The sequence below is a fragment of the Pseudomonas sp. G3-19 genome (genome assembly GCF_054855875.1).
In genome coordinates, this window is sequence record NZ_JBMPIQ010000003.1 from 280,125 (window position 1) to 304,106 (window position 23,982).

The following is a 23,982-nucleotide window of genomic DNA, read 5'->3' on the forward strand; positions in this document are numbered from 1 at the left end:
TCAAAACGAATTCAGGCGTGCTTCGGCGCGGCTTCGGCCACGGCGATGTCAGCAGTCGGTTTCGGGGTGGTGCGTGCAGCGAAGACGATGATCGCGGCGATGATCGAGGTTGCGGCCAGGCCGTAGAGGCCGCCCTGAATCGAACCGGTGTGTTCTTCGAGCAGGCCGAAAGTGGTGGGCGCGACGAAGCCGCCGAGGTTGCCCACCGAGTTGATCAAAGCAATCACTGCCGCAGCGATCCGCGCATCCAGATACGCCTGCGGAATCGGCCAGAACAGCGATGAGGCGGACTTGAAACCCAGCGCGGCAAAACAGATCGCGACAAAAGCGAAAATCGGCCCGCCGGTGGTGGACATGAACATCCCTGCTGCGGCGATCAACAACGCGGTGGCGACCCAGGCCTGCTGGTGCTTCCACTTGGCCGAGAAGGCGGCGAAGGCGTACATGCCGACGATCGACAGTAGCCACGGGATCGAGTTGAACAGCCCGACCTGGAAGTCACTCATCTCGCCCATTTTCTTGATGATGCTCGGCAGCCAGAACGTCGCGGCGTAGATCGTCAGCTGAATGAAAAAGTAGATCAGGCAGAAGAGGATGATTTGCCGGTCCTTGAGCAGTTTGCCCATCGATGGGCGGATCGGCGTCGCGGCTTCGCGGGCCTTCTGTTCATCGTCGATGGCGCTGACCAGTGCGTCCTGTTCGGCGCGGGTCAGCCATTTTGCGTCGTGGGGTTTGGCGTCGAGCCAGAACCACACGAACACACACAGCCCCACGGAAAACATCCCCTCGATGAAGTACATCCATTGCCAGCCGTGCAGGCCCAGGCCGTTGATCTGCAAGAGCAGGCCGGACAGCGGGCCGGAGATCAGCGAGGCCACCGCCGAACCACTGAGGAAAATCGCGATGGCCTTGCCGCGTTCGGCGCCGGGCAGCCAGCGGGTGAAGTAGTAGATCACCCCGGGAAAGAACCCGGCTTCGGCCACGCCGAGCAGAAAGCGCAGGATGTAAAAGTGCGTTTCGTTCTGGATGAACGCCATGCCGGCGGCGACCAGGCCCCAGGTGAGCATGATGCGGGTCAGCCAGATACGCGCGCCGACTTTCTGCAGGAGCATGTTGGACGGCACTTCGAACAGCGCGTAACCGATGAAGAACAGACCGGCGCCGAAGCCGTAGGCGGCAGCCCCGATGCCCAGATCATGTTCCATGTGAGTGCGGACGAAACCGATGTTCACCCGGTCAATGTAATTGACGATGAACATGATCACGAAGAGCGGCAGGACGTGGCGTTTCACTTTCGAGATGGCGGACGCGAGTTTCGAATCGACGCCCTCGTTCATCCCGGAGACGGAGGTTTTCACTTGGTTTTCTCCCACTGATTATTTTTATGCGGGGTAGGGCTGGATGCTGCGTTGTTGATAGACATCATACAACTGAGATTTTTTGTCCTACAAGTGGGGTGGAGCGATTAAATTTGTCTGGTGGGTAGATTTCTTATTTCTTTTTAGTGATTTCCCCCGTTTTTATTGGGATAGATTGCTTGTGTCAGACGCGTTTCATGGTTTTTCATGTCAAGGTTCAAACAGATCAGCCACCGTGCCTACTCCGGTTTTTTTCGTTTTATTGAGTGTTGTCATACAAGCTGAAGGCGGTTTCGGCGCTAAAATCGACTCGTCAGCCATCACGCAGTGCTACGATCGGCAAGCCCCGAAGACCGGAACCGAACATGCAAGAAGACCTCGACGCCCCCGCGCCCAAACGTGCGCACAACCTCGCACACGATCTGGTGGAAAAACTCACCCAGAGCATCCTGCTCGGCCGGCTGTCGCCCGGCGACAAGCTGCCGTCGGAGAACGCCATCGTTCAGGAGCACGGCGTCAGTCGCACGGTCGTGCGCGAAGCGATTTCCAAGTTGCAGGCGTCCGGCCTGGTCGAGACGCGGCACGGCATCGGCAGTTTTGTCATCGAGCGCGCTGCCGAGCAGGGCTTGCGCCTGAATGTCGATACCGCTCTCGGGGTGCGCAGCATTCTTGAATTGCGCATGGGCCTGGAGACGCAGGCTGCGGCGTTGGCCGCGTCACGTCGCAGCGAGCAGCAATTGCTGCAAATGCGTCAGGCGCTGGATGACTATCAGCGTCTGCTGGACAGCAACGATAGTTGCGTCGAGGCCGACCGACGCTTTCATCTGCTCATTGCCGAAGCCACCGGCAACGTCTGCTTCAGCGAAATCATGCAGCACCTGGGCAGCGCGATGATTCCGCGTCAGCGGCTCAATGCCGCCGAGCGTGGCGCGGCGGATCTGAGCAAGCTGGGGCAGTTGGCCCATCTGGAGCACGAAGCGATCCTGAATGCGATCAAGCGGCAGGATCCGGACGCGGCGCGCGCGGCCATGTGGCTGCACCTGACCAACAGCCGCGACCGCTTCAGTGCGCAGGGCTGATTGCCGTTGGTCTGCTCGATAGCACCGCCTGCGCAGGCACGCTTCCAAGCTGTATGGCCCGGGTTCTCCGGACCTCCTTGGTGAGGTGTGTCATGGCTAATGATTTGCTGTTTCAAGGTGGTGTGCTGCCGACCGATCCAACCCGTCCGGTGCCCGGCACGGATGAGCCGACACTGGCCGATCACGATGCGCCGCCGGGCATGAGCCCGGGACGTGATCCGTTGAGTGATGCCGATCGGCCGGAAGACTGGAAGGACCCGGCGGCGGACGATGATGTGCCGCCAGCGGATGAGCCTACGCCATTGTCGGATGACAGGCGCTGAGGCTAACCCGGCATGAGATATTTATAGTCTGCGCCGGCCCTTTCGCGAGCAAGCTCGCTCCCATAGGTAGAACGCATCCCCCTGTAGGAGTGAGCCTGCTCGCGATGGGGTCATAGCCTCAGTAAAAACCTCGATCAGACCTCAATCGGTCGACCCTCCACCCGCCGCTCCAGATTCAACGCCAGCACACTGATCAGCACCACCGCCGACCCCACCAGCACCATCAGCGTCGGTCGCTCGCCCAATCCCAGTGAAGCAATCCCCATCGCCGTCGGTGGTATCAGGTACAACGTCATCGTCGCCCGGCTCAAGTCCACATGCTTGAGCACAAAGCCCCAGGCCAGATACGCCAGCGCACTGGGAAATACCCCCAGTGCCAGCACTGCCCACTGCACTTGCAGCGGCGCTTTCACCACCGCAGCACCCAGCCCCGGCAGATAAATCAGCAACAGCAGCGTCCCCGACCACACCGCATAACAAGCCAGACTGAAGCCGTCATAACGCCGGGCGTGATGTTTTTGCAGGGCGAAGTAAATGCTCCATGACAGCGCTGCCAGCAGGATCAGCAAGCCATGCGCGTCGATCTGCCCCAGGCCCCGATCGGCGCTGACCACGATCACCACGCCGACCAGTCCCAGCAAGACGCAGCCCCATCGCCAGACACTGACCTGATCCTTGAACACGTAACGCGCCAGCAGCGTACTGAACAGCGGGCTCGACTGTGCCAGTACGCTGGAGGCGCCGGCACTGACGCTTTGCTGGCCGATGTTCAGCGCCACGTGATGCAGGCTGACGGCAAAAAATCCCAGGGCGAACAACAGCGGCACATCGCGCGGTTGCGGCAGGCGAATGCCCTTGAACGCCGCAATCACGGCCATGAACAACGACGCCAGCAGAAACCGCAGCAACGCCAGATGCCCGGGGTCGTAGGCTTGCAGGCCGATGTGAATGCCGGTCGGCGAATAGGCCCAGCAACCGACCACGAAGGCCATGGCCAGAATGATTTTCAAGGGAGAAGGAGACGGCATGATCGGCGCACCGCAAGGGTTGATGCGCCGAGTATCCGGGCGGCCAGAAAGTCTCCACAACTGACTTATACTGCGCTGAATGTTCACTTTGAGTGATGAGTATGGAGCTGGCGCAGATCCGCATGTTCAAGACCGTGGCCGACGAGGGCAGCATTGCCCGGGCCGCTGAAAAGCTGTTTTGTGTACCGTCGAACATCACCGCACGGATCAAGGCATTGGAAGCTGAACTCGGTGTGGCGCTGTTTCTGCGCGAAGGGCGCGGGCTGCGGATCAGCCCGGCGGGGCAGACGTTTCTCGCGTATGCCGAGCGGATTCTGGCGCTGACCGCCGAAGCCAAGCGCGCAGTGGATCCCGCCGCCGAACCGTCCGGCCCGCTGCGTATCGGCGCGATCGAGTCCTCGGCCACCGGGCGTTTGCCCCGACTGTTGGCCAAGTTTCACCAGCGCTATCCGCAGGTGGCGCTGGAATTGACCACTGGCACCTGGGGCCAATTACTCGACGACACCGTCAGCCATCGCCTCGACGGTGCGATCGTCGCGGTGGACGTCGAGCGAGCGCAACTGAAACGCACGCCGATGTACCGCGAAGAATTGCTACTGATTGCCTCGACATCATTCGGCCCGGTGCGCGATATCCACGATCTGCAGGACAAAACCGTGTTCATGTGGCCGCAGGGCTGCCCGTATCGGGCGGCGCTGGAGCACTGGCTTTTGCGTCAGGGGCAGGCGCTGCCGATTGTCAGCTTGGCCAGTTACGGGGCGATTGTCGGTTGCGTGAGTGCTGGCGCCGGCGTGGCCTTGGTGCCTAAAGGCGTGTTCGAGCAATACGCCAAAGGCGCTGGATGCGTGGGCTATGAGTTTCCCGAACTGACGGCGATCGACAACCTGTTTTACTGGCACGAAAACGCCGGGGTACACCCGGCGCGTGAGGCGTTCGTGGCGATGTTGCGTGAAGAATTCCTCTGATCACATCCAACGCGCACCTGTAGGAGCTGCCGCAGGCTGCGATCTTTTGATCTAGTTTTTCAAAAATAAAGTCAAAAGATCGCAGCCTGCGGCAGCTCCTACAGGGGAGGGGGTCAAGGAGTCAGGTCGCGCATCAGCAGGCCAAAGCGCAAATCCACCGCATCCGGAATCGGCAGGTACACCGTGTGCCCATCCCCCGGCGCAACCTCGATCGCTTCACCCTTGGCACTCTGCAACTGGTGCAGATCGAAGTGGAAATTGCCCTTGGGTGTCATCAGTTCCAGATGATCGCCCAAGGCAAAACGGTTCTTCACTTTGACCTCGGCCAACCGGTCGCGGCGCTCGCCGGTCAGTTCGCCGACGAACTGCTGACGCTCTGACACCGAGCTGCCGTTCTGATAATTCTGGTATTCGTCATGTACATGGCGACGCAGGAAACCTTCGGTGTAGCCGCGCTGGGCCAGTGATTCCAGATCGGTCATCAGACTGCGGTCGAACTCGCGCCCGGCCATCGCATCGTCGATTGCCCGGCGATAGACCTGAGTGGTGCGTGCGCAATAGAAGTGCGATTTGGTCCGGCCCTCGATCTTCAACGAATGCACGCCCATGCGCGTCAGGCGTTCGACGTGCTGCACCGCGCGCAGATCCTTGGCGTTCATGATGTAGGTGCCGTGCTCGTCTTCAAATGCCGGCATCAACTCATCGGGGCGATTGGCTTCCTGCAGCAGAAATACCTGATCGGTCGGCGCGCCGATGCCCAGGGTTGGCTCCGGCTGGAAGGTCTGCACGATCTCGCCGAGCTGGTTTTCCGTGGCTTGCTGCGCCGAATACTTCCACCGGCAAGCGTTGGTGCAGGTGCCCTGATTGGCGTCGCGCTTGTTCATGTAGCCCGACAGCAGGCAGCGCCCGGAGTAGGCCATGCACAGTGCGCCATGAACGAACACTTCCAGTTCCATGCCTGGTACCTGTTCACGGATTTCACCGATTTCTTCCAGCGACAGCTCCCGCGACAGGATGATCCGGCTCAGGCCTTGTTGCTGCCAGAATTCGACGCTCGCCCAGTTCACCGTGTTGGCCTGCACCGAAAGGTGGATCGGCATCTGCGGGAAATGCCGGCGCACCAGCATGATCAGGCCCGGGTCGGACATGATCAGCGCATCCGGCGCCATCTCGATCACTGGCGCCAGATCCTTGAGGAAGGTCTTCAGTTTGGCGTTGTGCGGGGCGATGTTGACCACCACGTAGAAGCGCTTGCCCTGTGCCTGCGCTTCGCGAATGCCGAGGGCGAGGTTGGCGTGGTCGAACTCGTTGTTGCGCACCCGCAGGCTGTAGCGCGGCTGGCCGGCATAGACCGCGTCGGCACCGTAGGCGAAGGCGTAGCGCATGTTCTTCAGGGTGCCGGCGGGGGCGAGCAGTTCCGGGGCGGCGAGGGGGAGGTCAGGGATCATGGCGGCATCGGTCGCAAAAGCGCGGCAGGGTAGTGCAGTGGCAAGTGCGGTTTATTGATCTGGATCTACGTTTGAGTGCGTGGACTTTATCTGTGCAGAAAGGGCACAGATCATGTGCCGGTTTCACTGTGTTCGGTGCGGCGGTGGCTGCTTAAGATTCGCTTGTCAAATCAACCGAGGCAGGACTTTCCCATGCAGAACTTTACTCGCCGCTTTCTCACCGCTTGTGCATTTTCCGGTGTATTGGCCAGCAGCGCAGCGATGGCCGACAACCACCCGACCATTCGGGCAATGTCCGGCGCGACACCGGCTGATCATTTGCCAGCGGGCAAATCCGCACTGGTGGTGATCGATTTCCAGAATGAATATTTCAGCGGCCGGATGCCGATCCCGGACGGTGCCGCTGCCCTGGCGAAAACCCGTGAGCTGATCACTTTCGCTGACAGTCACAAGATCCCGGTGTATCACGTGCAGCACGTTGCCCCGGCCGGCTCGCCAGTGTTTGCCATCGATGGCCAGACCGTCAAATTTCACCCGGACATGCAGCCGCGCCCGCAAGACGTGGTGCTGCAAAAGAGCACCGTCAGCGTGTTCGCCAGCACCGACCTTGACCAGCAATTGAAAAAGGCCGGCATCCAGACCCTGATCATTTCCGGCCTGATGACCCACGCCTGCGTGGCGGGTGCCGCACGGGACGCCGCGCCTTTGGGTTACAACGTGATTGTCGCGTCCGATGCCTCGGCGACCCGCGCCATCACCCGCGCCAACGGCGTGTCTATCGACAAGGATTCGCTGCACAAAGCCGCGTTGGCGGAAGTCGAAGACACCTTCGGCGATGTGTTGAGCACTGCGCAGATCGTCAAACTGCCGGTGCGCTGATTAGCCGGGCTGCATCGTCCAGGCAATCTATGCTCCATGAACAAAGATGGCACTCGCGCGCGCCCCGGCTGACTAAGGTTCGGGGCGTGCGAGACGCCTGACTGACATGGATCGGACATGAACGAAAAAACCCTGCAATTCAAATCCCTCACCGTGCTGTTGCTGTTGGTGACGGTCGCCTTCATCTGGATTCTGCTGCCGTTCTACGGCGCGGTGTTCTGGGCGGTGATTCTCGGCATTCTGTTTGCGCCGATGCAGCGCAAGTTACAGCTCAAATTTGGCTGGCGGCGCAACCTGACAGCGCTCTGCACTCTGGGCATCTGCCTGGTGATCGCGATTCTGCCGGTGATCATCCTCAGCATCCTGTTGGTCCAGGAAGGCGCGACGGTTTACAACAACATCGAAAGCGGCCAGCTGGACATCGGTGCCTATCTGGCACAGTTCAAACACAGCCTGCCGCCGTATTTTCAGCATTTGCTCGATCGCTTCGGCATGGGCGAACTCAACGGTCTGCGCGAGAAAATCGTCAAGGCGTCGATGCAGGGCAGTCAGGTGCTGGCCAGTCAGGCGTTCAGTTTCGGTCAAGGCACATTCGAGTTCGTGGTCAGCTTCGGCATCATGCTGTACCTGCTGTTTTTCTTTCTGCGCGATGGCGCCGAGCTGGTGCGCAAGGTACGCACAGCGGTGCCGTTGGAAGAGAGCCACAAACGCCGTTTGCAGTTGAAGTTCAATCGGGTGGTACGCGCGACGGTCAAGGGCAACCTGGTGGTGGCGGTCACTCAGGGCGCATTGGGTGGGGCGATTTTCTGGTTTCTCGACATCCCCAGCGCGTTGCTCTGGGCCGTGCTGATGGGCTTTCTGTCGCTGTTGCCGGCGGTGGGTGCGGGGATCGTCTGGGCGCCGGTGGCGGTGTACTTCCTGCTCAGCGGGATGATCTGGCAGGGCGTGGTGCTGGGGCTGTTCGGGGTGTTTGTGATCGGTCTGGTGGACAACGTGCTGCGCCCGATCCTGGTCGGCAAGGACACGCGGATGCCGGATTACATGATCCTCATCTCGACCCTCGGCGGCCTCGCGGTGTTTGGCCTCAACGGTTTCGTGATCGGGCCGCTGATCGCAGCGCTGTTCATGTCCAGTTGGGCGTTGTTCATCGAGACCAAACCGAAAGTCCAGTTGCCTTAAGCGTGGAATGGGCCGCTGACGATTTTCTGTGACAGGGCCTGTGCGGCGGGCAGCGAAGTGAGCGGGCCGCTGATCGGCTCGCCATCGCGCACCAGATACCAGCAGGCGAGCAATCCCGACGCTCTGAGCGATGCGGGAACAGCGCTGCCGATTACCGACATGATTTGAACCTGAGCCATGACAAGTACCTCCATCAATCTGTGGAGCTACCTTAGGGATTCGCTGCGCTCAGGGACAATCAACGCTTTCGATAGTGGTCATTGATCACAGTGAGGACTGCATCAGTCGACAACCTGGTCGAGCATGTGCACCACTTCGCGCTCATTGAGCAGGCCCTTGTGCACGAGGTTCTCCGCCAGCAGCGAAAGAAACTTGGCGCAGCGGTGGCCTTCCAGGTGTTTGAGTTCAGTCAACGCGCTGTACACCTTGCTTGAAGTGCACAGGCCGACGATGCGGTGCGGATTTTGTGTAGGCATGGGTCGTCCTTGTTTTTATCAACCTGTTGTTTACGGACGGATTCAGATTGCGGTTCCGTCATGACAAATAGATGACCGTTCTGTGTTTTGCCCCCAACGGTCAAGTCCATCATGCCGACTTTAGCTGCCGGGACTGTCCTCACAGCGACCTTGGCGAGATTTTTTCAGACTCTGCCCGACCGACGGTCATAAAAAAGCCCCGCTATAAAGCGGGGCTTGTTGGTTGCGATTACCAGCGCGGGCCACCGTAGTAGCCGTGTGGCCGGCCGTAGTAGCCGCGTGGTGGGCCGTAGTAGACCGGGCCAGGCACGTAGACCGGTTGTTGCACATAGACCGGCGCCGGCTGGTAGTAGACCGGTGGCGGCGGTTGTTGCACGTAAACCGGTGCCGGTTGAGCGTAAACAGGCTGTTGCACGTAGACCGGCCGGTCCTGGTTGATCAAGGCGGAGCCGATGATGGCCGAGCCGACGATCGCACCAAACACTGCCGGACCCTGCCAGCCACCGCCGTGGGCTTCTGCCTGACCTGTGATAGCGAATGCACCAATCAACAAGGCCACGATGGGGAGTTTACGAATCATGATAATTCCTCGGTTCTTCGACCCGGCGTCCGGGCCTGCACCAGGCCCAAAGTTGTCGCGGGGATACTTCTATGACAGCGAAATTCTGAAAATCAGCACAGCCGCTGGGTAAATTTTGTGTAAGGTCTGTACCGGCTTCTTTACCGGTCGGTCAAAGGGGCTCGCAGCCCGTTGCAGACAGGCGCCTATGATCGTCCAGAACCCGATGGAATGGCTAACTCCGTCCATCCGAAAGTCCGTTTTCAAGGAGAAGTTTCATGCAGATGAATCCCAACAAAGACACCCAGCTGTGCATGTCCCTGTCAGGGCGCCCCGGGAACTTCGGTCTGCGGTTTCATAACCATTTGTATGAGCAGTTGGGCCTGAACTTCTATTACAAGGCGTTCAGCAGTCAGGATCTGCCGGGGGCCGTTGGCGGCATTCGTGCGCTGGGGATTCGTGGTTGCGGGGTGTCGATGCCGTTCAAGGAAGCCTGCATCGCGCTGGTCGATGAGCTGGATGCGTCGGCAGCGGCGATCCAGTCGATCAACACCATCGTCAACACCCACGGCCATCTCAAGGCTTACAACACCGATTACATCGCCATCGCGCAATTGCTGGAAACCCACGCGGTACCGCAAGACACGACGTTCGCCCTGCGCGGCAGCGGCGGCATGGCCAAAGCGGTGGCCAGTGCCTTGCGCGATGGTGGCTACAAGAATGGCTTGATCGTTGCGCGTAACGAGCGCGCCGGACGGGCACTGGCGGACTCGCTGGGCTATCGCTGGCAGGCGGATTTGGGCGAAGAGCGGCCGCAGATGCTGATCAACGTCACCCCGGTGGGCATGGACGGCGGGCCGGAGGCCGGGCAACTGGCGTTCGAGCCTGAAGTGATTCAGGCGGCCGGGATCGTGTTCGATGTGGTGGCGATTCCGTCGGAAACTCCGCTGATCGTGCGGGGGCGGGCCGAGGGCAAGAAGGTGATTACCGGGCTGGAGGTGATTGCGATCCAGGCGCTGGAGCAGTTTGTGCTGTACACCGGGGTGCGGCCAAATGAAGAGCAGTTTGCGGCGGCGGTGGCATTTGCTCGCAGCTGATCATTGAGTTTTGCGCTGATCCATCGGGCCTCTTCGCGAGCAAGCCCGCTCCCACAGGTATCAGGTTGCAACACAACCAGGTGAGCAACCACAAATCCTGTGGGAGCGGGCTTGCTCGCGAAGGCCGCGACTCGGTTGTTAGTCGGTTGCCTATACTGCGGCCTCAGCAAGCCCAGACTTGCCCCTCATAAAAAACCTGATCGAGGCTCCCCATGCATCCGCCCATCCTCAACCTGCACCAGGTCGAACTCGAATCCCTGCCCGAAGCCCTTGCCCCGGAAGGCGAAACCGCTGGTCGCTATCAACAACGCATGGCGCGCATCGGCCAGCAGCTTGGTGCGCAGAAACTCGGCTATCGGTTGTACGCCTTGCCGCCAGGCATGCGCGGCAGTCCGTTTCACAGCCATCGGGTCAATGAAGAGATGTTCTATGTGGTGGCCGGGGAGGGCGAAGTGCGGCTGGGGGCCGAACGCTTTCCGATCCGCGCGGGCGACGTGATCGCCTGCCCGCCGGGCGGCCCGGAAACGGCGCATCAGATCATCAACACCAGCGACGCGGAACTGCGTTACCTGGCGGTCAGCACCCAGCAGCAACCGGATATCTGTGAATACCCGGACTCCAACAAATACGCGGTGATGGACAACTTCAAAGTCGATGACCAAGGCAATGCGTCAGGCTTCGTTGCCGTGGCGCGGCAGGCGGATGGTGTGGATTACTGGGATGGTGAATAAATAGAGATCTTCGGCTTGGTGCAGACCCTGTGGGAGCGGGCTTGCTCGCGAATGCGGTGTGTCATTCACAGTGATTCGACTGACACAGCCCCTTCGCGAGCAAGCCCGCTCCCACCATAGGATTGGGGGTGATTATTCGAGGCGCGCCAGGCGTTCTTCCAGTGCGGCAATCCGTGCTTCCAGTTCTTCGATGCGTTCAACTGACACACCGCTGGTCGCGCGTTCCCCAGGATTCTGCCGCGCCGCCAGGATCGCCTCGATATCTGCCGGATCGCCCAGCGCATGGGTGTAGCGGTCTTCACGCTGACCGGCCTGACGCGGAATCAACACCGCCAGTCCGCGCGCGATCAGGCGCTCAAGCTGATGCACCACTTGCTCGGCATCTTCGAAGTCATGCATGCGGCCGCTGCGGGTCAGCAGCTCATTCACTGTCTGCGGGCCACGCAGGAACATCAAGCCAGTGAGAATCACCTGGGCCGGTACCAGTTCCAGCGCCTTGTCGAGCTTGTGCTCCCAGCGATCGGCGCGACTGCCCATGACCAGTTTGGCGTAACCGTGGCTTTCCAGCGCCCGCAGGCTCTGGCCAACCTGGCCTTGAGTCAGGTTCATCACCGGTTCACGGCTGGTTTTCTGATTGCAGGCCAGCACCAGTGCATTGAGGGTCAGCGGGTAGGTTTCCGGGCTGGTGGCCTGTTTTTCGATCAACGAACCCAGAATGCGGATTTCCGTGGCGTTGAGCCGTGGTTCGTCGGTGGTGGTTGCAAGTTCGGTGGTCATCGCGCGTTCCCTCTGCAGTCGAAGGCGCCTAGCCTAATCCTTGGCTAACAAAAGGCAAGCCGTGTGGTCATCAAGCATGGCTATAATCGCCTCCACGTTCCACCCAGCCACTACACGAGACTGCCATGACCATTTCCCTGTACGCCGCATCCGTCCCGGTTTTTCAACAAATGCTCAACGCCCTGAGCGATGTCCTGAAAAAGGCTGAAGCCCACGCCACCGAGAAAAACATCGACCCGAACGCCTTCCTGCAAGCGCGCCTGTACCCGGACATGTTCCCGTTGGTACGTCAGGTGCAGATCGCCGTCGACTTCGCCAAGGGCGTTACTTCGCGTCTGGCTGAAGTCGAAATCCCGAAATATGACGACACCGAAACCACCTTCGCCGAGCTGCAGGCGCTGATCGCCAAGGTCCTGGCCTACATCGGCGAGATCAAGCCGGAGCAGATCAACGGCAAGGAAGGCATCGAGATCGTGACCCGTCCGGGCACGCCGAAGGAGAAGCGCTTCAGCGGCCAGGCTTACCTGCTGAGCTACGGTCTGCCGCAGTTCTTCTTCCACGTCACCACCACCTACGCGCTGCTGCGTCACAACGGTGTTGAAGTGGGTAAACGCGATTACATGGGCGCGTACTAAATCGTTAGAAGCCCTCACCCTAGCCCTCTCCCAGGGGGAGAGGGGACTGATCGCGTTGTTTGTTCGAGATACGCCGACTTGATCTATCGAGTCGAACTCAAGACTTGAATGCGACAAAGATCGGCTCCCTTTCCCCCTCGCCCCTTGGGGGGAGAGGGTTGGGGTGAGGGGGGAAAGATCTCGGCCACAAAAAAGCCCGCCAGGGTTCACACCTTGGCGGGCTTTTCATTGCAGCAATTGTTACGCAGTGCGCTGGGCTTTCGCCTCTTCACCCAGGCACGCCGCGGCGGTAAACAGCACATCGGTGGACGAATTCAACGCCGTCTCCGCCGAGTCCTGCAACACCCCAATGATGAAACCGACCGCCACCACCTGCATGGCAATCTCGCTCGGGATACCGAACAGGCTGCACGCCAGCGGAATCAGCAGCAGCGAGCCGCCGGCCACGCCCGAGGCGCCACAGGCGCAGATCGCCGCGACGACGCTGAGCAGAATCGCGGTTGGAATGTCCACGGCAATCCCCAGCGTGTGCACCGCGGCCAGGGTCAATACGGTGATGGTGATCGCCGCGCCGGCCATGTTGATGGTTGCCCCCAGCGGGATCGATACCGAGTAGGTGTCTTCGTGCAGGCCCAGGCGCTTGCTCAGTTCCAGGTTGACCGGAATGTTCGCCGCCGAGCTGCGGGTGAAGAACGCGGTGATGCCGCTTTCGCGCAGGCACTTGAGGGTCAGCGGGTACGGGTTGCGACGGAGTTTCCAGAACACGATCAGCGGGTTCATCACCAGCGCGACGAACAGCATGCAGCCCAGCAGCACGCCCAGTAGATGCGCGTAACCGATCAGTGCGCCGAAGCCCGAGGTCGCGAGCGTCGAGGCCACCAGACCGAAAATGCCCAGGGGGGCGAAACGAATCACCACGCGCACGATCAGCGTCACGCCGTTGGACAGATCGCCGAGCACTTCGCGGGTGGTGTCACCGGCGTGGCGAATGGCAACGCCCATGCCGATCGCCCAGGCGAGAATGCCGATGAAGTTGGCGTTCATCAGGGCGCTGACCGGATTATCGACCACGCTCAACAGCAGACTTTGCAGCACCTCGGCGATGCCGCCTGGCGCGGTGACTGACACGTTGTCGGTGGATAACACCAGATGCGAGGGAAACGCCATGCTGGCGACAACCGCCACCACCGCCGCAGCGAATGTGCCGAGCAGATAAAGAAACAGGATCGGCCGGATGTGGGTTTCCTGGCCGTGCTTGTGGTTGGCAATCGACGCCATCACCAGCACGAACACCAGAATCGGGGCCACGGCTTTCAGTGCCGAGACGAACACTTTGCCGATGAACGCCGAGCCTTTCGCCGCTTCCGGGGCGAACAGCGCCAGAGCGATACCGGCAATCAGGCCGATCAGGATCTGCGTGACCAGGCTGAGGTTTTTCAGGCGTTGCAATAGAGAAGGGGATGAAGCGGTCATAACGGCATCTCTGATTTTTTATAGGGTGCAAGGTTGCGTGAAACCGGTGATACATCGGGGGGCAGGTCACCGGCACGAACCGAAAGGGCTGACGCGCGATCAACGCTGTTAAACGGGGCGCTGAACAGGGTGTACGTTTTTCAGGGCGCGGACTTTATCACAGCGTAGGCGTTATCCTTCAGGCCTGTGACGATCTGCCACCGGATTGATCGGCAAGTCAGCAGGTTTGTGCAAGTCAGCCCGGAAACACTCTGTTAAGATTCGCCATCCTCATTTTCATAGTCTGCCAGCGGGCCTCTTGGTCATCGCTGGTGTCGTCGTTTTGCTGGAGTTGCTCATGCTGTTGCCCATTCTTCTGTTGTCCGCCGCCGGATTCACGGTGCTGACCACGGAATTCGTCATCGTCGGCCTGTTGCCGGCCATTGCCCGCGACCTGGCGGTAACCATTCCGCAGGCCGGTTTGCTGGTGACTCTATTCGCTTTCACGGTGGCGATGTTCGGTCCATTTTTGACCGCGTATTTCGCCCGGTTCGAGCGGCGCAAGTTGTTCATCACGATTTTGATCATGTTCGGCCTGGCCAACACCGTTGCGGCGCTGGCGCCGAACATCTGGGTCATGGCCATCGCCCGGTTGATCCCGGCGCTCGGCCTGCCGGTGTTCTGGGCCTTGGCCAGTGAGACGGCGGTGGACATCGTCGGCCCGGATCATGCCGGCCGCGCGATTGCCAAGATCGGCTTCGGCATTGTTTGCGCGACGGTGTTCGGCATTCCGGTGGGCACGTTGATTTCCGATGCGTTCGGCTGGCGCAGTGCGTTTGCGATTCTGGCGGTGATCGCTTTCGCCAAGGCCTTGCTGCTGTTTGTTTACCTGCCGAAAACCAGTCTGCACCAGCATCAGGTCAGTTTCGCTTCGCAGTTCAAGATCCTGCGCAACCCGCTGATGATCGGCCATGTGCTGTTGTCGATTCTGGTATTCAGCGGCATGTTCACCGCTTATACCTATCTGGCCGACATTCTTGAGCGTCTGGCCGGGTTCAACGGTACGGTGGTTGGCTGGTGCCTGATGGGCTTCGGTGCGGTCGGGCTGATCGGCAACTCACTGGGCGGTCGCGCGGTGGATCGTCATCCACTGGGCGCCTCGGTGTTGTTCTGCGCGTTCATGATTGCCGGCATGGTCTCGCTGGTGCCGAACATTCACTCGACGGTGGGGCTGGCGGTGGCCATGGGCATCTGGGGTATCACCCAGGCTGCGTTGTTCCTGGTCAGCCATGTACGCTTGATGAAGGCCGCACCGGAAGCGCCAGCCTTTGCCGCCTCGCTGAATATCGCCGGGGCCAACCTCGGGATCGGCCTCGGAGCGATGATCGGCGGTCGAGTGATCGACAGTGCCGGCCTCGGCTTTCTGGGATTTGCCGCTGCCGGGTTCATCCTGCTGTCGGTGTTCCTCGCCATGGTGCTGATGACGCTCAAGCCGCGCGAAGCGTGCGCCCAGCCGTCATAACGCGGTAAACAGCTCGCGTCGGGCACCTTCGGTAATCGCAACGATGCCGGGGTGCTTGACCTTGCGCTCCACCGAAATGGCATAGAACGACTCGGTCACCGCGTCGGTCTGGCCAATCTCCTCGACGCCGTACTGGCGTTTGACTTCATCGGCAATCACGCTCGGACCGATGAAGATCCCGCTGCCCGATTGGCCGAAGGCTTGCATCAGGGCGCTGTCATCGAACTCCCCGACGATTCGCGGCTGGATCTGCTGCTCGGCAAACCAGCGCTGCAAACGGCTGCGCACCACGGTTTCCGCCCCGGGAATCAACAGCGGTGCGCCGTTGAGGTTGCGCGGAAAATCCTGCCCGTATTGCGCCGCCAACTTCGTGGTGGCGAAGAAACTGATCCCACATTCGCCGAGCTTCTGGCTGTAGCCCTTGATGTCGAGATGCGATGGCATCGGACTGTCGGAAATCACCAGATCCAGGCGCTGGATCGCCAGATCCGCCAGCAGGCGTTCGAGTTTGTCTTCGCGGCAGGTGATGCGCAGTGGCTCGTGCAGCTCCATGGTCGGCGCGATCAGGCGGTAGACGATGGATTTGGGCACCACATCCGCCACGCCGACGCGAAACAGGATCTGCTGTTCGTTGGGCTGGGCACGTAGCATCAACTCCAATTCGCCGCCTAACTGGAACATCTGCTCGGCATAGGGCAGGGCCTGACGCCCGGCTTCGGTCAGCTCCAGCTGACGGCCGACCCGTTGAAACAGTTCGATGCCGTAGGTTTGTTCGAGCAGCGAAATCTGCCCGCTGATGGTTTGTGGCGTGAGGTTAAGTTGCTCGCAGGCACGCACGATGCTGCCGGTCTTGGCGACCACCCAGAAGTAATGCAGTTGTCGGTAATTCAGCACGCTACGGTCCCCCCCCCCTGTAGGAGCTGCCGCAGGCTGCGATCTTTTGATTTTTTTGAGCAAGATCAAAAGATCGCAGCCTTCGGCAGCTCATACATTGATTGTCATAGTTCGTTAAAACCGAAGTATAGCCGCTAAAAATACGAATTTTACTGAAGTGTTTGTCTCCCTAGAATGCCCAGCCATCGACGGGCGGTCTGTGACCCTGTCTGTTCATTCGAAGGAAGTCCCATGAAATACACAATTCCAGCGTTGATGTTTACGTCTTTACTGCTTATGGCCGGTTGCGATCAGGCCGAGAAAAGCGCCCAGCAGTTGATGGGCAAGGCCGCCGAAAGCGCCAAACAGGCGATCGACGACACGCACAAGGCTGCTGAACAAGCACTCAGCGACGCCACCGGCGGCCTGATCGAGAAAAAAGAAACACCGGAAAAAGACGCGGAAAAATCCGAATCTTCCTCCAAGACCATCTAAACCGTCTTACACAGAGTCAGGACTGACCCATGGAATATCTGTTAGAACTCGCCGCCAGCCCCGCCGCCTGGGTTGCTTTGGCCACACTGGTGGTGATGGAGATCGTACTCGGCATCGATAACCTGATCTTTATTTCGATCCTGACCAACAAACTGCCCGTGCAGCATCGGCAGAAGGCGCGTCGAATCGGTATCGGCATGGCGCTGATCCTGCGTCTGGCTCTGTTGAGCACCATCGCCTTCATTGTGCAGTTGACTGCCCCTGTGATCGAAATCATGGGCCAGGCGTTCTCCTGGAAGGACATGATCCTGATTGCCGGTGGTCTGTTCCTGGTGTGGAAAGCCACAACCGAGATCCATCACAGCATGGACCCGGCGCCGGAAGACCCGAAAAGCGCGACATCGACCGTGACCCTGGGCTTCGCTGCCGCGATCGGTCAGATCCTGATGCTGGACATGGTGTTCTCCATCGACAGCATCATTACTGCGGTGGGCATGACTGAGCACTTGCCGATCATGGTGATCGCAGTGGTGGTCTCGGTAATGGTGATGCTGTTTGCGGCTGAACCGCTGGCCAAGTTCATCAACGACAACCCGACGGTGGTGATGCTCGCGCTGGGCTTCCTGATCATGATCGGCATGACGCTGATCGCCGAAGGCTTCGGCGCCCACGTACCGAAAGGTTATGTGTACGCGGCGATGGCGTTCTCGGCAGCGATTGAAGTGCTGAACATGATGTCGCGCCGGGCGAAGCAGAGGAAACTGGCGCAGCAGGCGTAAGCGCTGACCAGCCAAAAGCCCCCTGAGCGCCAAGCGTTCAGGGGGCTTTTTTATGGGCGGAACGTTTGCAGTATCAACGTTTGCGGTATCAATGTGCGGTCGCGTGCCGTGCGTTGTGCTTTTGCGGTTTTTCGACCGCCACAGGTGGCTGCGGGTGATGGTGGCGCCGCGAAATCCGCAGCACGCCCCACAACATGGCAGTGGCCACGGCCAGCCAGCCGGCGATCAGCATTACGATAGTCATGGTCAGGCTCATCAGTGCCTCCTCTTTGCCCTGCGTCGGGCACTCACTTTTTCAATTCGCTCTGTTTCAGTGACAGTCTAGACAATGGGGTGTTTCAGACTATTGACCAAAGGTCGGTAATGACCAATCAGTTCGCTCTATGCAAACGATCAGTCTGCGGTTTAAGGCTATACCGCAGGCGTGCGTCGCCCTATGATCGCAGGCGTTGCCGGAACACGATGACCGGCGTCTGACGAGAGTGATGATGGTGCAGGTATTTTCTCGATTGCGAGGGGCGTTGCTGGTGGCCGGTTGCGCGGCGGCGTTGGCAGGGTGTGCGGGCAGTGTCGCGCCGCAGGTCAAGCGTCTGCCGGAACGGGTCGAACTCAGCGGCACGTTCTATCGCGGCGAAGCCAATCAAAGTGGTCCGCAAGTGCTGGCCAGCCTGTTGTCGCAGCAAGGCATCATGATCACCCCGGGCCTGCTGGAAAAACCGTTGCATCTGCCGGGGGCACAGGATCAGTTGCAGCAGAATCTGCAGAACCTGGCCCGTGATTACGGCATGGTGGTCTACCCGCTGGACAAGAACCTGCCTGCCTTGTTGACTCAGGTGGCGGCCGGTTATCCGGTGATGGTGCGCTTCAGTGAAGGCTCGGCGTTCTGGGCTGAACCGCGTTACGCGATCCTTTCCGGTTATGACCGGCTGAAACAGAAGGTGCTGTTGCGCGCCGGGATGAATCGCCGCGAACTGATGAGTTTCAGTTCCTTTGAATCCGCCTTCGAAAAATCCGGCGGCTGGGCAGTACTGATCCAGAAACCGTCGCAGATTCCTGCCGAAGTCGACCGCCAGCGCTGGCTCAAGGCTGCGGACGAGCTGGCGCAGGCCGGGCAGGAACGTGAAGCGGCGCAAGCCAGAAAGGCCTTGGCCGCACATTAAGGCTCCGTTCGTCATCTGCCGGGCACCCTCACGCCCGGCAGGCCTCTCACTGATAGAGCCCGAATGTGCGGGTGAATCAGGAGGCGAGCATGGCAGATTCCCCATCCCCGAAAGGCCCACACTCAAGCGAGCATTCGTCCGGTCATGATCTGGGTTTCGATCCGGATTCACCGGATCTCGACGATCCGCAGGTCGATCCGGTCGGCCCCGCCAAGGCGCCGAAAGATGTGGAACCTGGCGAAGACAGCAAGCGTCCGGCCAAGCCCTACGATCCGTTGGCTGACCTGAAACCCTGAAGTGAGGTGCGTATGAGTACCGATTCCAGCTTCGACGATAAAAAACCGGATAGCGTGCCGACCACGCCTGAGGACGACGTGGACCCTGTGCTGGATCCGGACAGCCCGCTGCGCGATCCGCTGGCGCGACCTAATGTGCTGACGCCAGATCCGAGCGCTGGTGACGGCATTCCGGACGACGACAAAATGCCGTTACCCAATGATTGAATAACGGGTATTTAACCGCTGGCTGAATACCTCTGTGGCGAGGGAGCTTGCTCCCGCTGGACTGCGCAGCAGGCCTTTTCTGTTAAAAAAGAAGGTCCTCTACGTGCCCCAGCGGGAGCAAGCTCCCTCGCCACAGTTGGATATTTCTAATTACTTGGAGGCTTCGACCACGCCGCTCTGGCGCGACTTGAGGTTTTTCTCGGCCTTGTATTGCTGCGCAACTGCCGGGACGCTGGCGCTACGACCGGTTTCCATCCAGCTGCGGATACGGCTGGCATCGGCAAAATGCGTGTACTTGCCGAACGCATCGAGAATCACCAGGGCAACCGGGCGGTTGCTCATTCGCGTCACCAGCACCAGGCAATGACCCGCCGGGTTGGTGAAGCCGGTTTTGGTGATCTTGATGTCCCAGTCAGCCTTGTTCACCAGGTGATCGGTGTTGCGGAAACCCAGGGTGTAATTGGGCTTGCGGAACGCTACGGTTTTTTCCTTGGTGGTGGTCAGCTCGCTGAGGATCGGATGCTTGCTAGCGGCCACCAGCAGTTTGCTCAAGTCGCGGGCGGTGGACACGTTGCGTTCCGACAACCCGGTCGGCTCGACATAGTGCGTATTGGTCATGCCCAGCGCTTTGGCCTTGGCGTTCATTGCGGCGATGAACGCGGCGTAACCGCCTGGATAGTGATGCGCGAGGCTGGCGGCAGCACGGTTCTCCGAGGACATCAGGGCAATCAGCAGCATCTCGCGACGCGGCAGTTCGCTCTTCAGTTTGACTCGGGAGAACACGCCTTTCATTTCCGGCGTATGGCTGATGTCGACGTCGATCCATTCGTCCATGTTCTGGTGCGCTTCAACCACCACCAGTCCGGTCATCAGTTTGCTCACAGAAGCGATCGGTACGATCACATCCGGATTGCTCGAATAGATGACTTTATTGGTCTGCAAATCCATAAGCAGGGCGCTGCCGGAGGCGATCTTCAGTTGTGAAGCGTCGCGTGGCGCGGCGGTAGTTTCTGCGGCGTTGACCGTTGGCGTGACGAATGTGCCTGAAAAAGCAAAAACCAGGCTCAGGATCGAAAGACGAATTTTCACGCGGGCGAACTCATAAAGGTTGGATATTCCGTTAGTTTGTAACGGGTTATTTCTTCAAAGCGTCGCATTCTAGGAGTATGGCTGAAGATCTGTCGATGGTTGTTTGAATGACCTGAAAATCTCGTGAAAAGGCCTGTAAAAAGAGGGGTTTCCGGCGAACGGTTAGTGTTTTTTCTCAGATACGAAAAACCCCGCACAAGGCGGGGTTCTTTTATTGCGGAAAAACGTCTCAGGCGTGCAGGGTTTCTGCCGCGTAGAGGGTGTTTTCCAGCAGGCAGGCACGGGTCATCGGGCCAACGCCGCCGGGAACCGGAGTGATCCAGCCGGCGCGGGGCAGGGCGGTTTCATACACCACGTCACCGACCAGCTTGCCGTCGTCCTGACGGTTGATGCCGACGTCGATCACGATCGCGCCTTCCTTGATCCACTCACCCTTGACCAGTCCCGGCTTGCCGGCGGCGACCACCACCAGGTCAGCGCGACCGACGTGGCCGGCCAGGTCCTTGGTGAAGCGGTGGGTGACGGTCACGGTGCAACCGGCCAGCAGCAGTTCCATCGCCATCGGACGACCGACGATGTTCGACGCACCCACCACCACCGCATCCAGACCATAAAGGTCCACGCCGGTGCTTTCCAGCAAGGTCATGATGCCTTTTGGGGTGCACGGACGCAGCAACGGAATGCGCTGGGCCAGGCGACCGACGTTATAAGGATGGAAGCCATCGACGTCTTTGTCCGGGCGAATGCGCTCCAGCAGTTTGGAGGCGTCCAGGTGCTCGGGCAGCGGCAGTTGCAGCAGCACGCCGTCGATGGCCGGGTCGTCGTTGAGGCGATCGATCAGATCGGTCAGCGCTTCTTGAGTGGTTTCGGAAGGCAGGTCGTAGGCTTGAGAGAGGAAGCCGACCTCTTCACAGTCTTTACGCTTGTGCGAGACATAAACCTGAGAGGCAGGATCGCTGCCGACCAGGATCACCGCGAGGCCGGGAGTGCGCAGGCCTTGCTGGCGACGCTCGGCAACTCGTTGGGCGATCTGCTGGCGCAGGCTGGCGGCGATCGATTTGCCGTCGATTAGTTGTGCAGTCATTGCGCGTGATTAACCATCGAGAGGGGAAAAAAAGAGAACGCATTCTCGCATGTCAGGCGGTGAGGGCAAAGGCGCTTGGTCAGCAAATTCCCCTAACTCCTTTAATTAAATGAATTTTTTTCAAAAAGGATTTGACGACCTTGGGAGCGCTCTATACTATTCGTCGCACTTGTCGGGCACAGCCTAGCACTGGTTAAGAAGGTTGAGCGGAATTAGCGTTCTGCGAAGCTGGAAAGCATTTAGTTTGTAGTCCTCCAAGAGTACAGATTAATAAGGCGCCCGTAGCTCAGCTGGATAGAGCATCCGCCTTCTAAGCGGATGGTCGCAGGTTCGAGTCCTGCCGGGTGCGCCATTAGGCAGCTTTGGCACAAGTAGCGCGATATGGTGGGCGTAGCTCAGTTGGTAGAGCACGGGATTGTGACTCCCGTTGTCGTGGGTTCGATCCCCATCGTCCACCCCATATTTCGAAAGGCGTCAGATGTAACAGTCTGGCGCCTTTGCTTTAAAAAGCTTCATCTGCGGATGTGGTGGAATTGGTAGACACACTGGATTTAGGTTCCAGCGCCGCGAGGCGTAAGAGTTCGAGTCTCTTCATCCGCACCAATTAAAGCTTCATTCATGCCGCAGGTCTGATGAAGTTCAGCAAAGAAGTTGAATGGCTTTTTTGTGACGCAATATGGTGGGCGTAGCTCAGTTGGTAGAGCACGGGATTGTGACTCCCGTTGTCGTGGGTTCGATCCCCATCGTCCACCCCATATTTCGAAAGGCGCCAGATTTAACAGTCTGGCGCCTTTTTTGTTTTACGGCTGGTGGTTTGTCGCGCAGCGTTTCGGGTCGAAGGGCAGGGCGTTTCGTCGTGTTCAGGGGCTTGCTGTCAGTGTGCCGACCGCCGGCCATGTTCGCGGGATCAGCCGTCAGGGAGATGGCTCGCAGTCTCTTCTATATATAGAAGCGGTTGAAGCAGAGCCTTGGCGTGATGGTCTTTATTCGTCTTCGAGGTGGAGTGCATTGCTGCATTCACACCTATAAATGGCCTGCTGTTTTTTTACCCGTTTTCAGTAGGGTGACTTCTTGAGTTTGACCCACTAGAATGCATGCCCTTGATTCTGGGGTCGGAAACGGCCGGCTAACGTCTGTGCAACGAGGAATATCCATGCAAGTTTCTGTTGAAAATACTACTGCTCTTGAGCGCCGCATGAGCGTCACCGTGCCGGCTGAGCGCATTGAGAGCCAGGTCAACAAGCGTCTGCAGCAGACTGCCCAAAAGGCCAAGATTGCTGGCTTCCGTCCAGGCAAAGTGCCAATGAGCGAAATCAAGCGCCGTTTCGGTGCTGACGCTCGTCAGGAAGCTGTTGGTGATGTCATCCAGTCCTCCTTCTACGAAGCCGTGGTTGAGCAGAAGCTGAACCCTGCCGGTTCGCCTTCGATCGAGCCGAAGTCGCTGGAAGCTGGCAAAGACCTGGAATACGTTGCCGTATTCGAAGTGTTCCCTGAGTTCACCGTTGCCGGTTTCGACGGCATCACTGTCGAGCGCCTGAGCGCTGAAGTGGCTGACGCCGATCTGGACAAGATGCTGGACATCCTGCGCAAGCAGAACACCCGTTTTGAAGTGGCCGATCGTGCCGCTCAGAACGAAGACCAGCTGAACATCGATTTCGTTGGCAAGGTTGACGGCGAAGCCTTCGCTGGCGGCTCGGCCAAAGGCACTCAGCTGGTGCTGGGTTCCGGTCGCATGATCCCGGGCTTCGAAGAAGGCCTGGTGGGTGCTAAAGCGGGCGAAGAGCGCGTTCTGAACCTGACCTTCCCTGAGGACTATCAGAACCTGGACCTGGCCGGCAAAACCGCCGAGTTCACCGTGACTGTAAACACCGTGTCCGAGCCGAAGCTGCCAGAGCTGAACGAAGAGTTCTTCGCTCAATTCGGCATCAAGGAAAGCGGCATCGACGGTTTCCGCACCGAAGTTCGCAAGAACATGGAGCGTGAGCTGCGTCAGGCCATCAAGTCCAAGGTAAAAAATCAGGTAATGGACGGTCTGCTGGCCACCAACCCGATCGAAGTGCCGAAGGCTCTGCTGTCCAACGAAGTTGACCGTCTGCGTGTGCAGGCTGTTCAGCAGTTCGGTGGCAACATCAAGCCTGACCAACTGCCGGCCGAGCTGTTCGAAGAGCAAGCCAAGCGCCGTGTAGTGCTGGGTCTGATCGTGGCCGAAGTGGTCAAGCAATTCGACCTGAAGCCTGACGAAGCCCGCGTTCGCGAAATGATTCAGGAAATGGCTTCGGCTTACCAGGAACCTGAGCAGGTCGTGTCCTGGTACTACAAGAACGAGCAGCAACTGAACGAAGTTCGTTCGGTTGTGCTGGAAGAACAAGTTGTGGATACTGTTCTGCAGAAAGCTAGCGTGACCGACAAATCGGTCTCTTACGAAGAAGCGGTCAAGCCGGTAGAAGCTCCAAAAGCCGACTGATTGTTTTTGCGTTAAGAAGTACACACA

27 protein-coding genes and 4 tRNA genes are annotated in these 23,982 nt (G+C 59.2%); 19 read left to right on the forward strand and 12 right to left on the reverse strand.

The features are described from left to right. Positions 1 to 11: 11 nt before the first annotated feature. Positions 12 to 1,358: an MFS transporter gene (locus tag ACOYXI_RS01335; protein ID WP_461674179.1), complete on the reverse strand. Its 1,347-nt coding sequence runs from the start codon at positions 1,356 to 1,358 to the stop codon at positions 12 to 14. A gap of 365 nt (positions 1,359 to 1,723) precedes the next feature. Here ACOYXI_RS01335 and ACOYXI_RS01340 point away from each other — a divergent pair, with 365 nt between their 5' ends. Continuing rightward, a complete protein-coding gene (locus ACOYXI_RS01340) occupies positions 1,724 to 2,437 on the forward strand; it encodes a FadR/GntR family transcriptional regulator (protein ID WP_103369508.1) in 714 nt (237 codons plus the stop codon). 92 nt (positions 2,438 to 2,529) lie between these two features. Beyond that, the gene (locus ACOYXI_RS01345) at positions 2,530 to 2,760 is read left to right on the forward strand and encodes a hypothetical protein (RefSeq protein ID WP_007965409.1); all 231 of its coding nucleotides are present in this window, start codon (positions 2,530 to 2,532) and stop codon (positions 2,758 to 2,760) included. Between the two features lie 134 nt (positions 2,761 to 2,894). Here ACOYXI_RS01345 and ACOYXI_RS01350 read toward each other — a convergent pair whose 3' ends face one another. Continuing rightward, positions 2,895 to 3,788: a DMT family transporter gene (locus ACOYXI_RS01350; protein WP_210557588.1), complete on the reverse strand. Its 894-nt coding sequence runs from the start codon at positions 3,786 to 3,788 to the stop codon at positions 2,895 to 2,897. Between the two features lie 101 nt (positions 3,789 to 3,889). On the opposite strand from ACOYXI_RS01350, the gene ACOYXI_RS01355 reads away from it, so the two are divergent. After that, positions 3,890 to 4,753: a LysR family transcriptional regulator gene (locus ACOYXI_RS01355; protein WP_201138541.1), complete on the forward strand. Its 864-nt coding sequence runs from the start codon at positions 3,890 to 3,892 to the stop codon at positions 4,751 to 4,753. A 113-nt stretch (positions 4,754 to 4,866) separates the two neighbouring features. Here ACOYXI_RS01355 and trhP read toward each other — a convergent pair whose 3' ends face one another. Beyond that, positions 4,867 to 6,201: a prephenate-dependent tRNA uridine(34) hydroxylase TrhP gene (trhP, locus tag ACOYXI_RS01360; protein ID WP_223007282.1), complete on the reverse strand. Its 1,335-nt coding sequence runs from the start codon at positions 6,199 to 6,201 to the stop codon at positions 4,867 to 4,869. A gap of 192 nt (positions 6,202 to 6,393) precedes the next feature. Between trhP and ACOYXI_RS01365 the strand changes: the two genes are divergently transcribed. Together ACOYXI_RS01365 and ACOYXI_RS01370 are read left to right on the forward strand one after the other, a co-directional pair. After that, positions 6,394 to 7,080, forward strand: a complete 687-nt coding sequence (locus tag ACOYXI_RS01365; protein ID WP_098968081.1) for a cysteine hydrolase family protein — start codon at positions 6,394 to 6,396, stop codon at positions 7,078 to 7,080. A gap of 117 nt (positions 7,081 to 7,197) precedes the next feature. Continuing rightward, positions 7,198 to 8,259 carry an AI-2E family transporter gene (locus ACOYXI_RS01370; RefSeq protein ID WP_027613894.1) on the forward strand — a complete coding sequence of 354 codons (1,062 nt, stop codon included), beginning with the start codon at positions 7,198 to 7,200 and terminating at the stop codon, positions 8,257 to 8,259. Here the strand turns inward: ACOYXI_RS01370 and ACOYXI_RS01375 are convergent. The 3 genes from ACOYXI_RS01375 to ACOYXI_RS01385 form a co-directional block, all read right to left on the reverse strand. Then, positions 8,256 to 8,438: a hypothetical protein gene (locus ACOYXI_RS01375; protein ID WP_135295393.1), complete on the reverse strand. Its 183-nt coding sequence runs from the start codon at positions 8,436 to 8,438 to the stop codon at positions 8,256 to 8,258. The genes ACOYXI_RS01370 and ACOYXI_RS01375 overlap by 4 nt on opposite strands. A gap of 102 nt (positions 8,439 to 8,540) precedes the next feature. Further along, positions 8,541 to 8,735, reverse strand: coding sequence for a hypothetical protein (locus ACOYXI_RS01380; RefSeq protein ID WP_025108897.1), 195 nt, complete (start codon positions 8,733 to 8,735; stop codon positions 8,541 to 8,543). A 229-nt stretch (positions 8,736 to 8,964) separates the two neighbouring features. Further along, entirely contained in the window at positions 8,965 to 9,315 is a 351-nt protein-coding gene (locus ACOYXI_RS01385) for a hypothetical protein (protein ID WP_007965394.1), read from the reverse strand. A gap of 257 nt (positions 9,316 to 9,572) precedes the next feature. Here ACOYXI_RS01385 and ACOYXI_RS01390 point away from each other — a divergent pair, with 257 nt between their 5' ends. Both ACOYXI_RS01390 and ACOYXI_RS01395 read left to right on the forward strand, forming a co-directional pair. Then, positions 9,573 to 10,391, forward strand: coding sequence for a shikimate 5-dehydrogenase (locus ACOYXI_RS01390; RefSeq protein ID WP_461674180.1), 819 nt, complete (start codon positions 9,573 to 9,575; stop codon positions 10,389 to 10,391). 212 nt (positions 10,392 to 10,603) lie between these two features. After that, on the forward strand, positions 10,604 to 11,122 hold the full coding sequence (locus ACOYXI_RS01395) for a cupin domain-containing protein (protein ID WP_210557593.1): 519 nt from the start codon (positions 10,604 to 10,606) through the stop codon (positions 11,120 to 11,122). A 132-nt stretch (positions 11,123 to 11,254) separates the two neighbouring features. Here ACOYXI_RS01395 and ACOYXI_RS01400 read toward each other — a convergent pair whose 3' ends face one another. Then, positions 11,255 to 11,899: a YceH family protein gene (locus ACOYXI_RS01400; RefSeq protein WP_210557595.1), complete on the reverse strand. Its 645-nt coding sequence runs from the start codon at positions 11,897 to 11,899 to the stop codon at positions 11,255 to 11,257. 125 nt (positions 11,900 to 12,024) lie between these two features. Here ACOYXI_RS01400 and ACOYXI_RS01405 point away from each other — a divergent pair, with 125 nt between their 5' ends. Then, positions 12,025 to 12,534 carry a DUF1993 domain-containing protein gene (locus tag ACOYXI_RS01405; RefSeq protein WP_134785954.1) on the forward strand — a complete coding sequence of 170 codons (510 nt, stop codon included), beginning with the start codon at positions 12,025 to 12,027 and terminating at the stop codon, positions 12,532 to 12,534. A 240-nt stretch (positions 12,535 to 12,774) separates the two neighbouring features. Here ACOYXI_RS01405 and sstT read toward each other — a convergent pair whose 3' ends face one another. Continuing rightward, positions 12,775 to 14,007 (reverse strand): serine/threonine transporter SstT, encoded by a 1,233-nt coding sequence (gene sstT / locus ACOYXI_RS01410; RefSeq protein ID WP_098968087.1) that lies wholly within the window; start codon positions 14,005 to 14,007, stop codon positions 12,775 to 12,777. A 337-nt stretch (positions 14,008 to 14,344) separates the two neighbouring features. On the opposite strand from sstT, the gene ACOYXI_RS01415 reads away from it, so the two are divergent. Continuing rightward, the gene (locus ACOYXI_RS01415) at positions 14,345 to 15,508 is read left to right on the forward strand and encodes an MFS transporter (protein ID WP_461674181.1); all 1,164 of its coding nucleotides are present in this window, start codon (positions 14,345 to 14,347) and stop codon (positions 15,506 to 15,508) included. Here ACOYXI_RS01415 and nhaR read toward each other — a convergent pair. Next, positions 15,503 to 16,402, reverse strand: a complete 900-nt coding sequence (nhaR, locus tag ACOYXI_RS01420; protein WP_461674182.1) for a transcriptional activator NhaR — start codon at positions 16,400 to 16,402, stop codon at positions 15,503 to 15,505. The two genes, ACOYXI_RS01415 and nhaR, sit on opposite strands and share 6 nt — an antisense overlap. A gap of 231 nt (positions 16,403 to 16,633) precedes the next feature. Here nhaR and ACOYXI_RS01425 point away from each other — a divergent pair, with 231 nt between their 5' ends. Beyond that, positions 16,634 to 16,876 (forward strand): hypothetical protein, encoded by a 243-nt coding sequence (locus ACOYXI_RS01425; RefSeq protein WP_007965379.1) that lies wholly within the window; start codon positions 16,634 to 16,636, stop codon positions 16,874 to 16,876. Between the two features lie 29 nt (positions 16,877 to 16,905). Next, positions 16,906 to 17,655: a TerC family protein gene (locus ACOYXI_RS01430; protein WP_461674183.1), complete on the forward strand. Its 750-nt coding sequence runs from the start codon at positions 16,906 to 16,908 to the stop codon at positions 17,653 to 17,655. Between the two features lie 88 nt (positions 17,656 to 17,743). Here the strand turns inward: ACOYXI_RS01430 and ACOYXI_RS01435 are convergent, their stop codons facing one another. Beyond that, positions 17,744 to 17,899, reverse strand: coding sequence for a hypothetical protein (locus ACOYXI_RS01435; protein WP_179353273.1), 156 nt, complete (start codon positions 17,897 to 17,899; stop codon positions 17,744 to 17,746). A 244-nt stretch (positions 17,900 to 18,143) separates the two neighbouring features. Here ACOYXI_RS01435 and ACOYXI_RS01440 point away from each other — a divergent pair, with 244 nt between their 5' ends. From ACOYXI_RS01440 to ACOYXI_RS01450, 3 genes are all read left to right on the forward strand, one after another. Further along, positions 18,144 to 18,815: a peptidase C39 family protein gene (locus tag ACOYXI_RS01440; RefSeq protein WP_135295398.1), complete on the forward strand. Its 672-nt coding sequence runs from the start codon at positions 18,144 to 18,146 to the stop codon at positions 18,813 to 18,815. An 89-nt stretch (positions 18,816 to 18,904) separates the two neighbouring features. After that, positions 18,905 to 19,111, forward strand: a complete 207-nt coding sequence (locus tag ACOYXI_RS01445) for a DUF6021 family protein (protein ID WP_007965370.1) — start codon at positions 18,905 to 18,907, stop codon at positions 19,109 to 19,111. 12 nt (positions 19,112 to 19,123) lie between these two features. Next, positions 19,124 to 19,318 (forward strand): hypothetical protein, encoded by a 195-nt coding sequence (locus ACOYXI_RS01450; protein ID WP_047291581.1) that lies wholly within the window; start codon positions 19,124 to 19,126, stop codon positions 19,316 to 19,318. A 150-nt stretch (positions 19,319 to 19,468) separates the two neighbouring features. Here the strand turns inward: ACOYXI_RS01450 and pbpG are convergent, their stop codons facing one another. Together pbpG and folD are read right to left on the reverse strand one after the other, a co-directional pair. Continuing rightward, positions 19,469 to 20,407 (reverse strand): D-alanyl-D-alanine endopeptidase, encoded by a 939-nt coding sequence (pbpG, locus tag ACOYXI_RS01455; RefSeq protein WP_047597458.1) that lies wholly within the window; start codon positions 20,405 to 20,407, stop codon positions 19,469 to 19,471. A 229-nt stretch (positions 20,408 to 20,636) separates the two neighbouring features. Next, positions 20,637 to 21,491 carry a bifunctional methylenetetrahydrofolate dehydrogenase/methenyltetrahydrofolate cyclohydrolase FolD gene (gene folD / locus ACOYXI_RS01460; protein ID WP_003223627.1) on the reverse strand — a complete coding sequence of 285 codons (855 nt, stop codon included), beginning with the start codon at positions 21,489 to 21,491 and terminating at the stop codon, positions 20,637 to 20,639. Between the two features lie 275 nt (positions 21,492 to 21,766). Here folD and ACOYXI_RS01465 point away from each other — a divergent pair. The 5 genes from ACOYXI_RS01465 to tig all read left to right on the forward strand — a co-directional run bounded on the left by ACOYXI_RS01465 (position 21,767) and on the right by tig (position 23,955). Continuing rightward, positions 21,767 to 21,843 (forward strand) — tRNA-Arg (locus tag ACOYXI_RS01465). A 32-nt stretch (positions 21,844 to 21,875) separates the two neighbouring features. After that, positions 21,876 to 21,951 (forward strand) — tRNA-His (locus ACOYXI_RS01470). A gap of 58 nt (positions 21,952 to 22,009) precedes the next feature. Beyond that, positions 22,010 to 22,094: transfer RNA gene (locus ACOYXI_RS01475), tRNA-Leu, on the forward strand. A gap of 76 nt (positions 22,095 to 22,170) precedes the next feature. Further along, positions 22,171 to 22,246: transfer RNA gene (locus ACOYXI_RS01480), tRNA-His, on the forward strand. Between the two features lie 398 nt (positions 22,247 to 22,644). After that, the gene (gene tig, locus ACOYXI_RS01485) at positions 22,645 to 23,955 is read left to right on the forward strand and encodes a trigger factor (RefSeq protein WP_027614582.1); all 1,311 of its coding nucleotides are present in this window, start codon (positions 22,645 to 22,647) and stop codon (positions 23,953 to 23,955) included. The last annotated feature ends 27 nt before the right edge of the window (positions 23,956 to 23,982 follow it).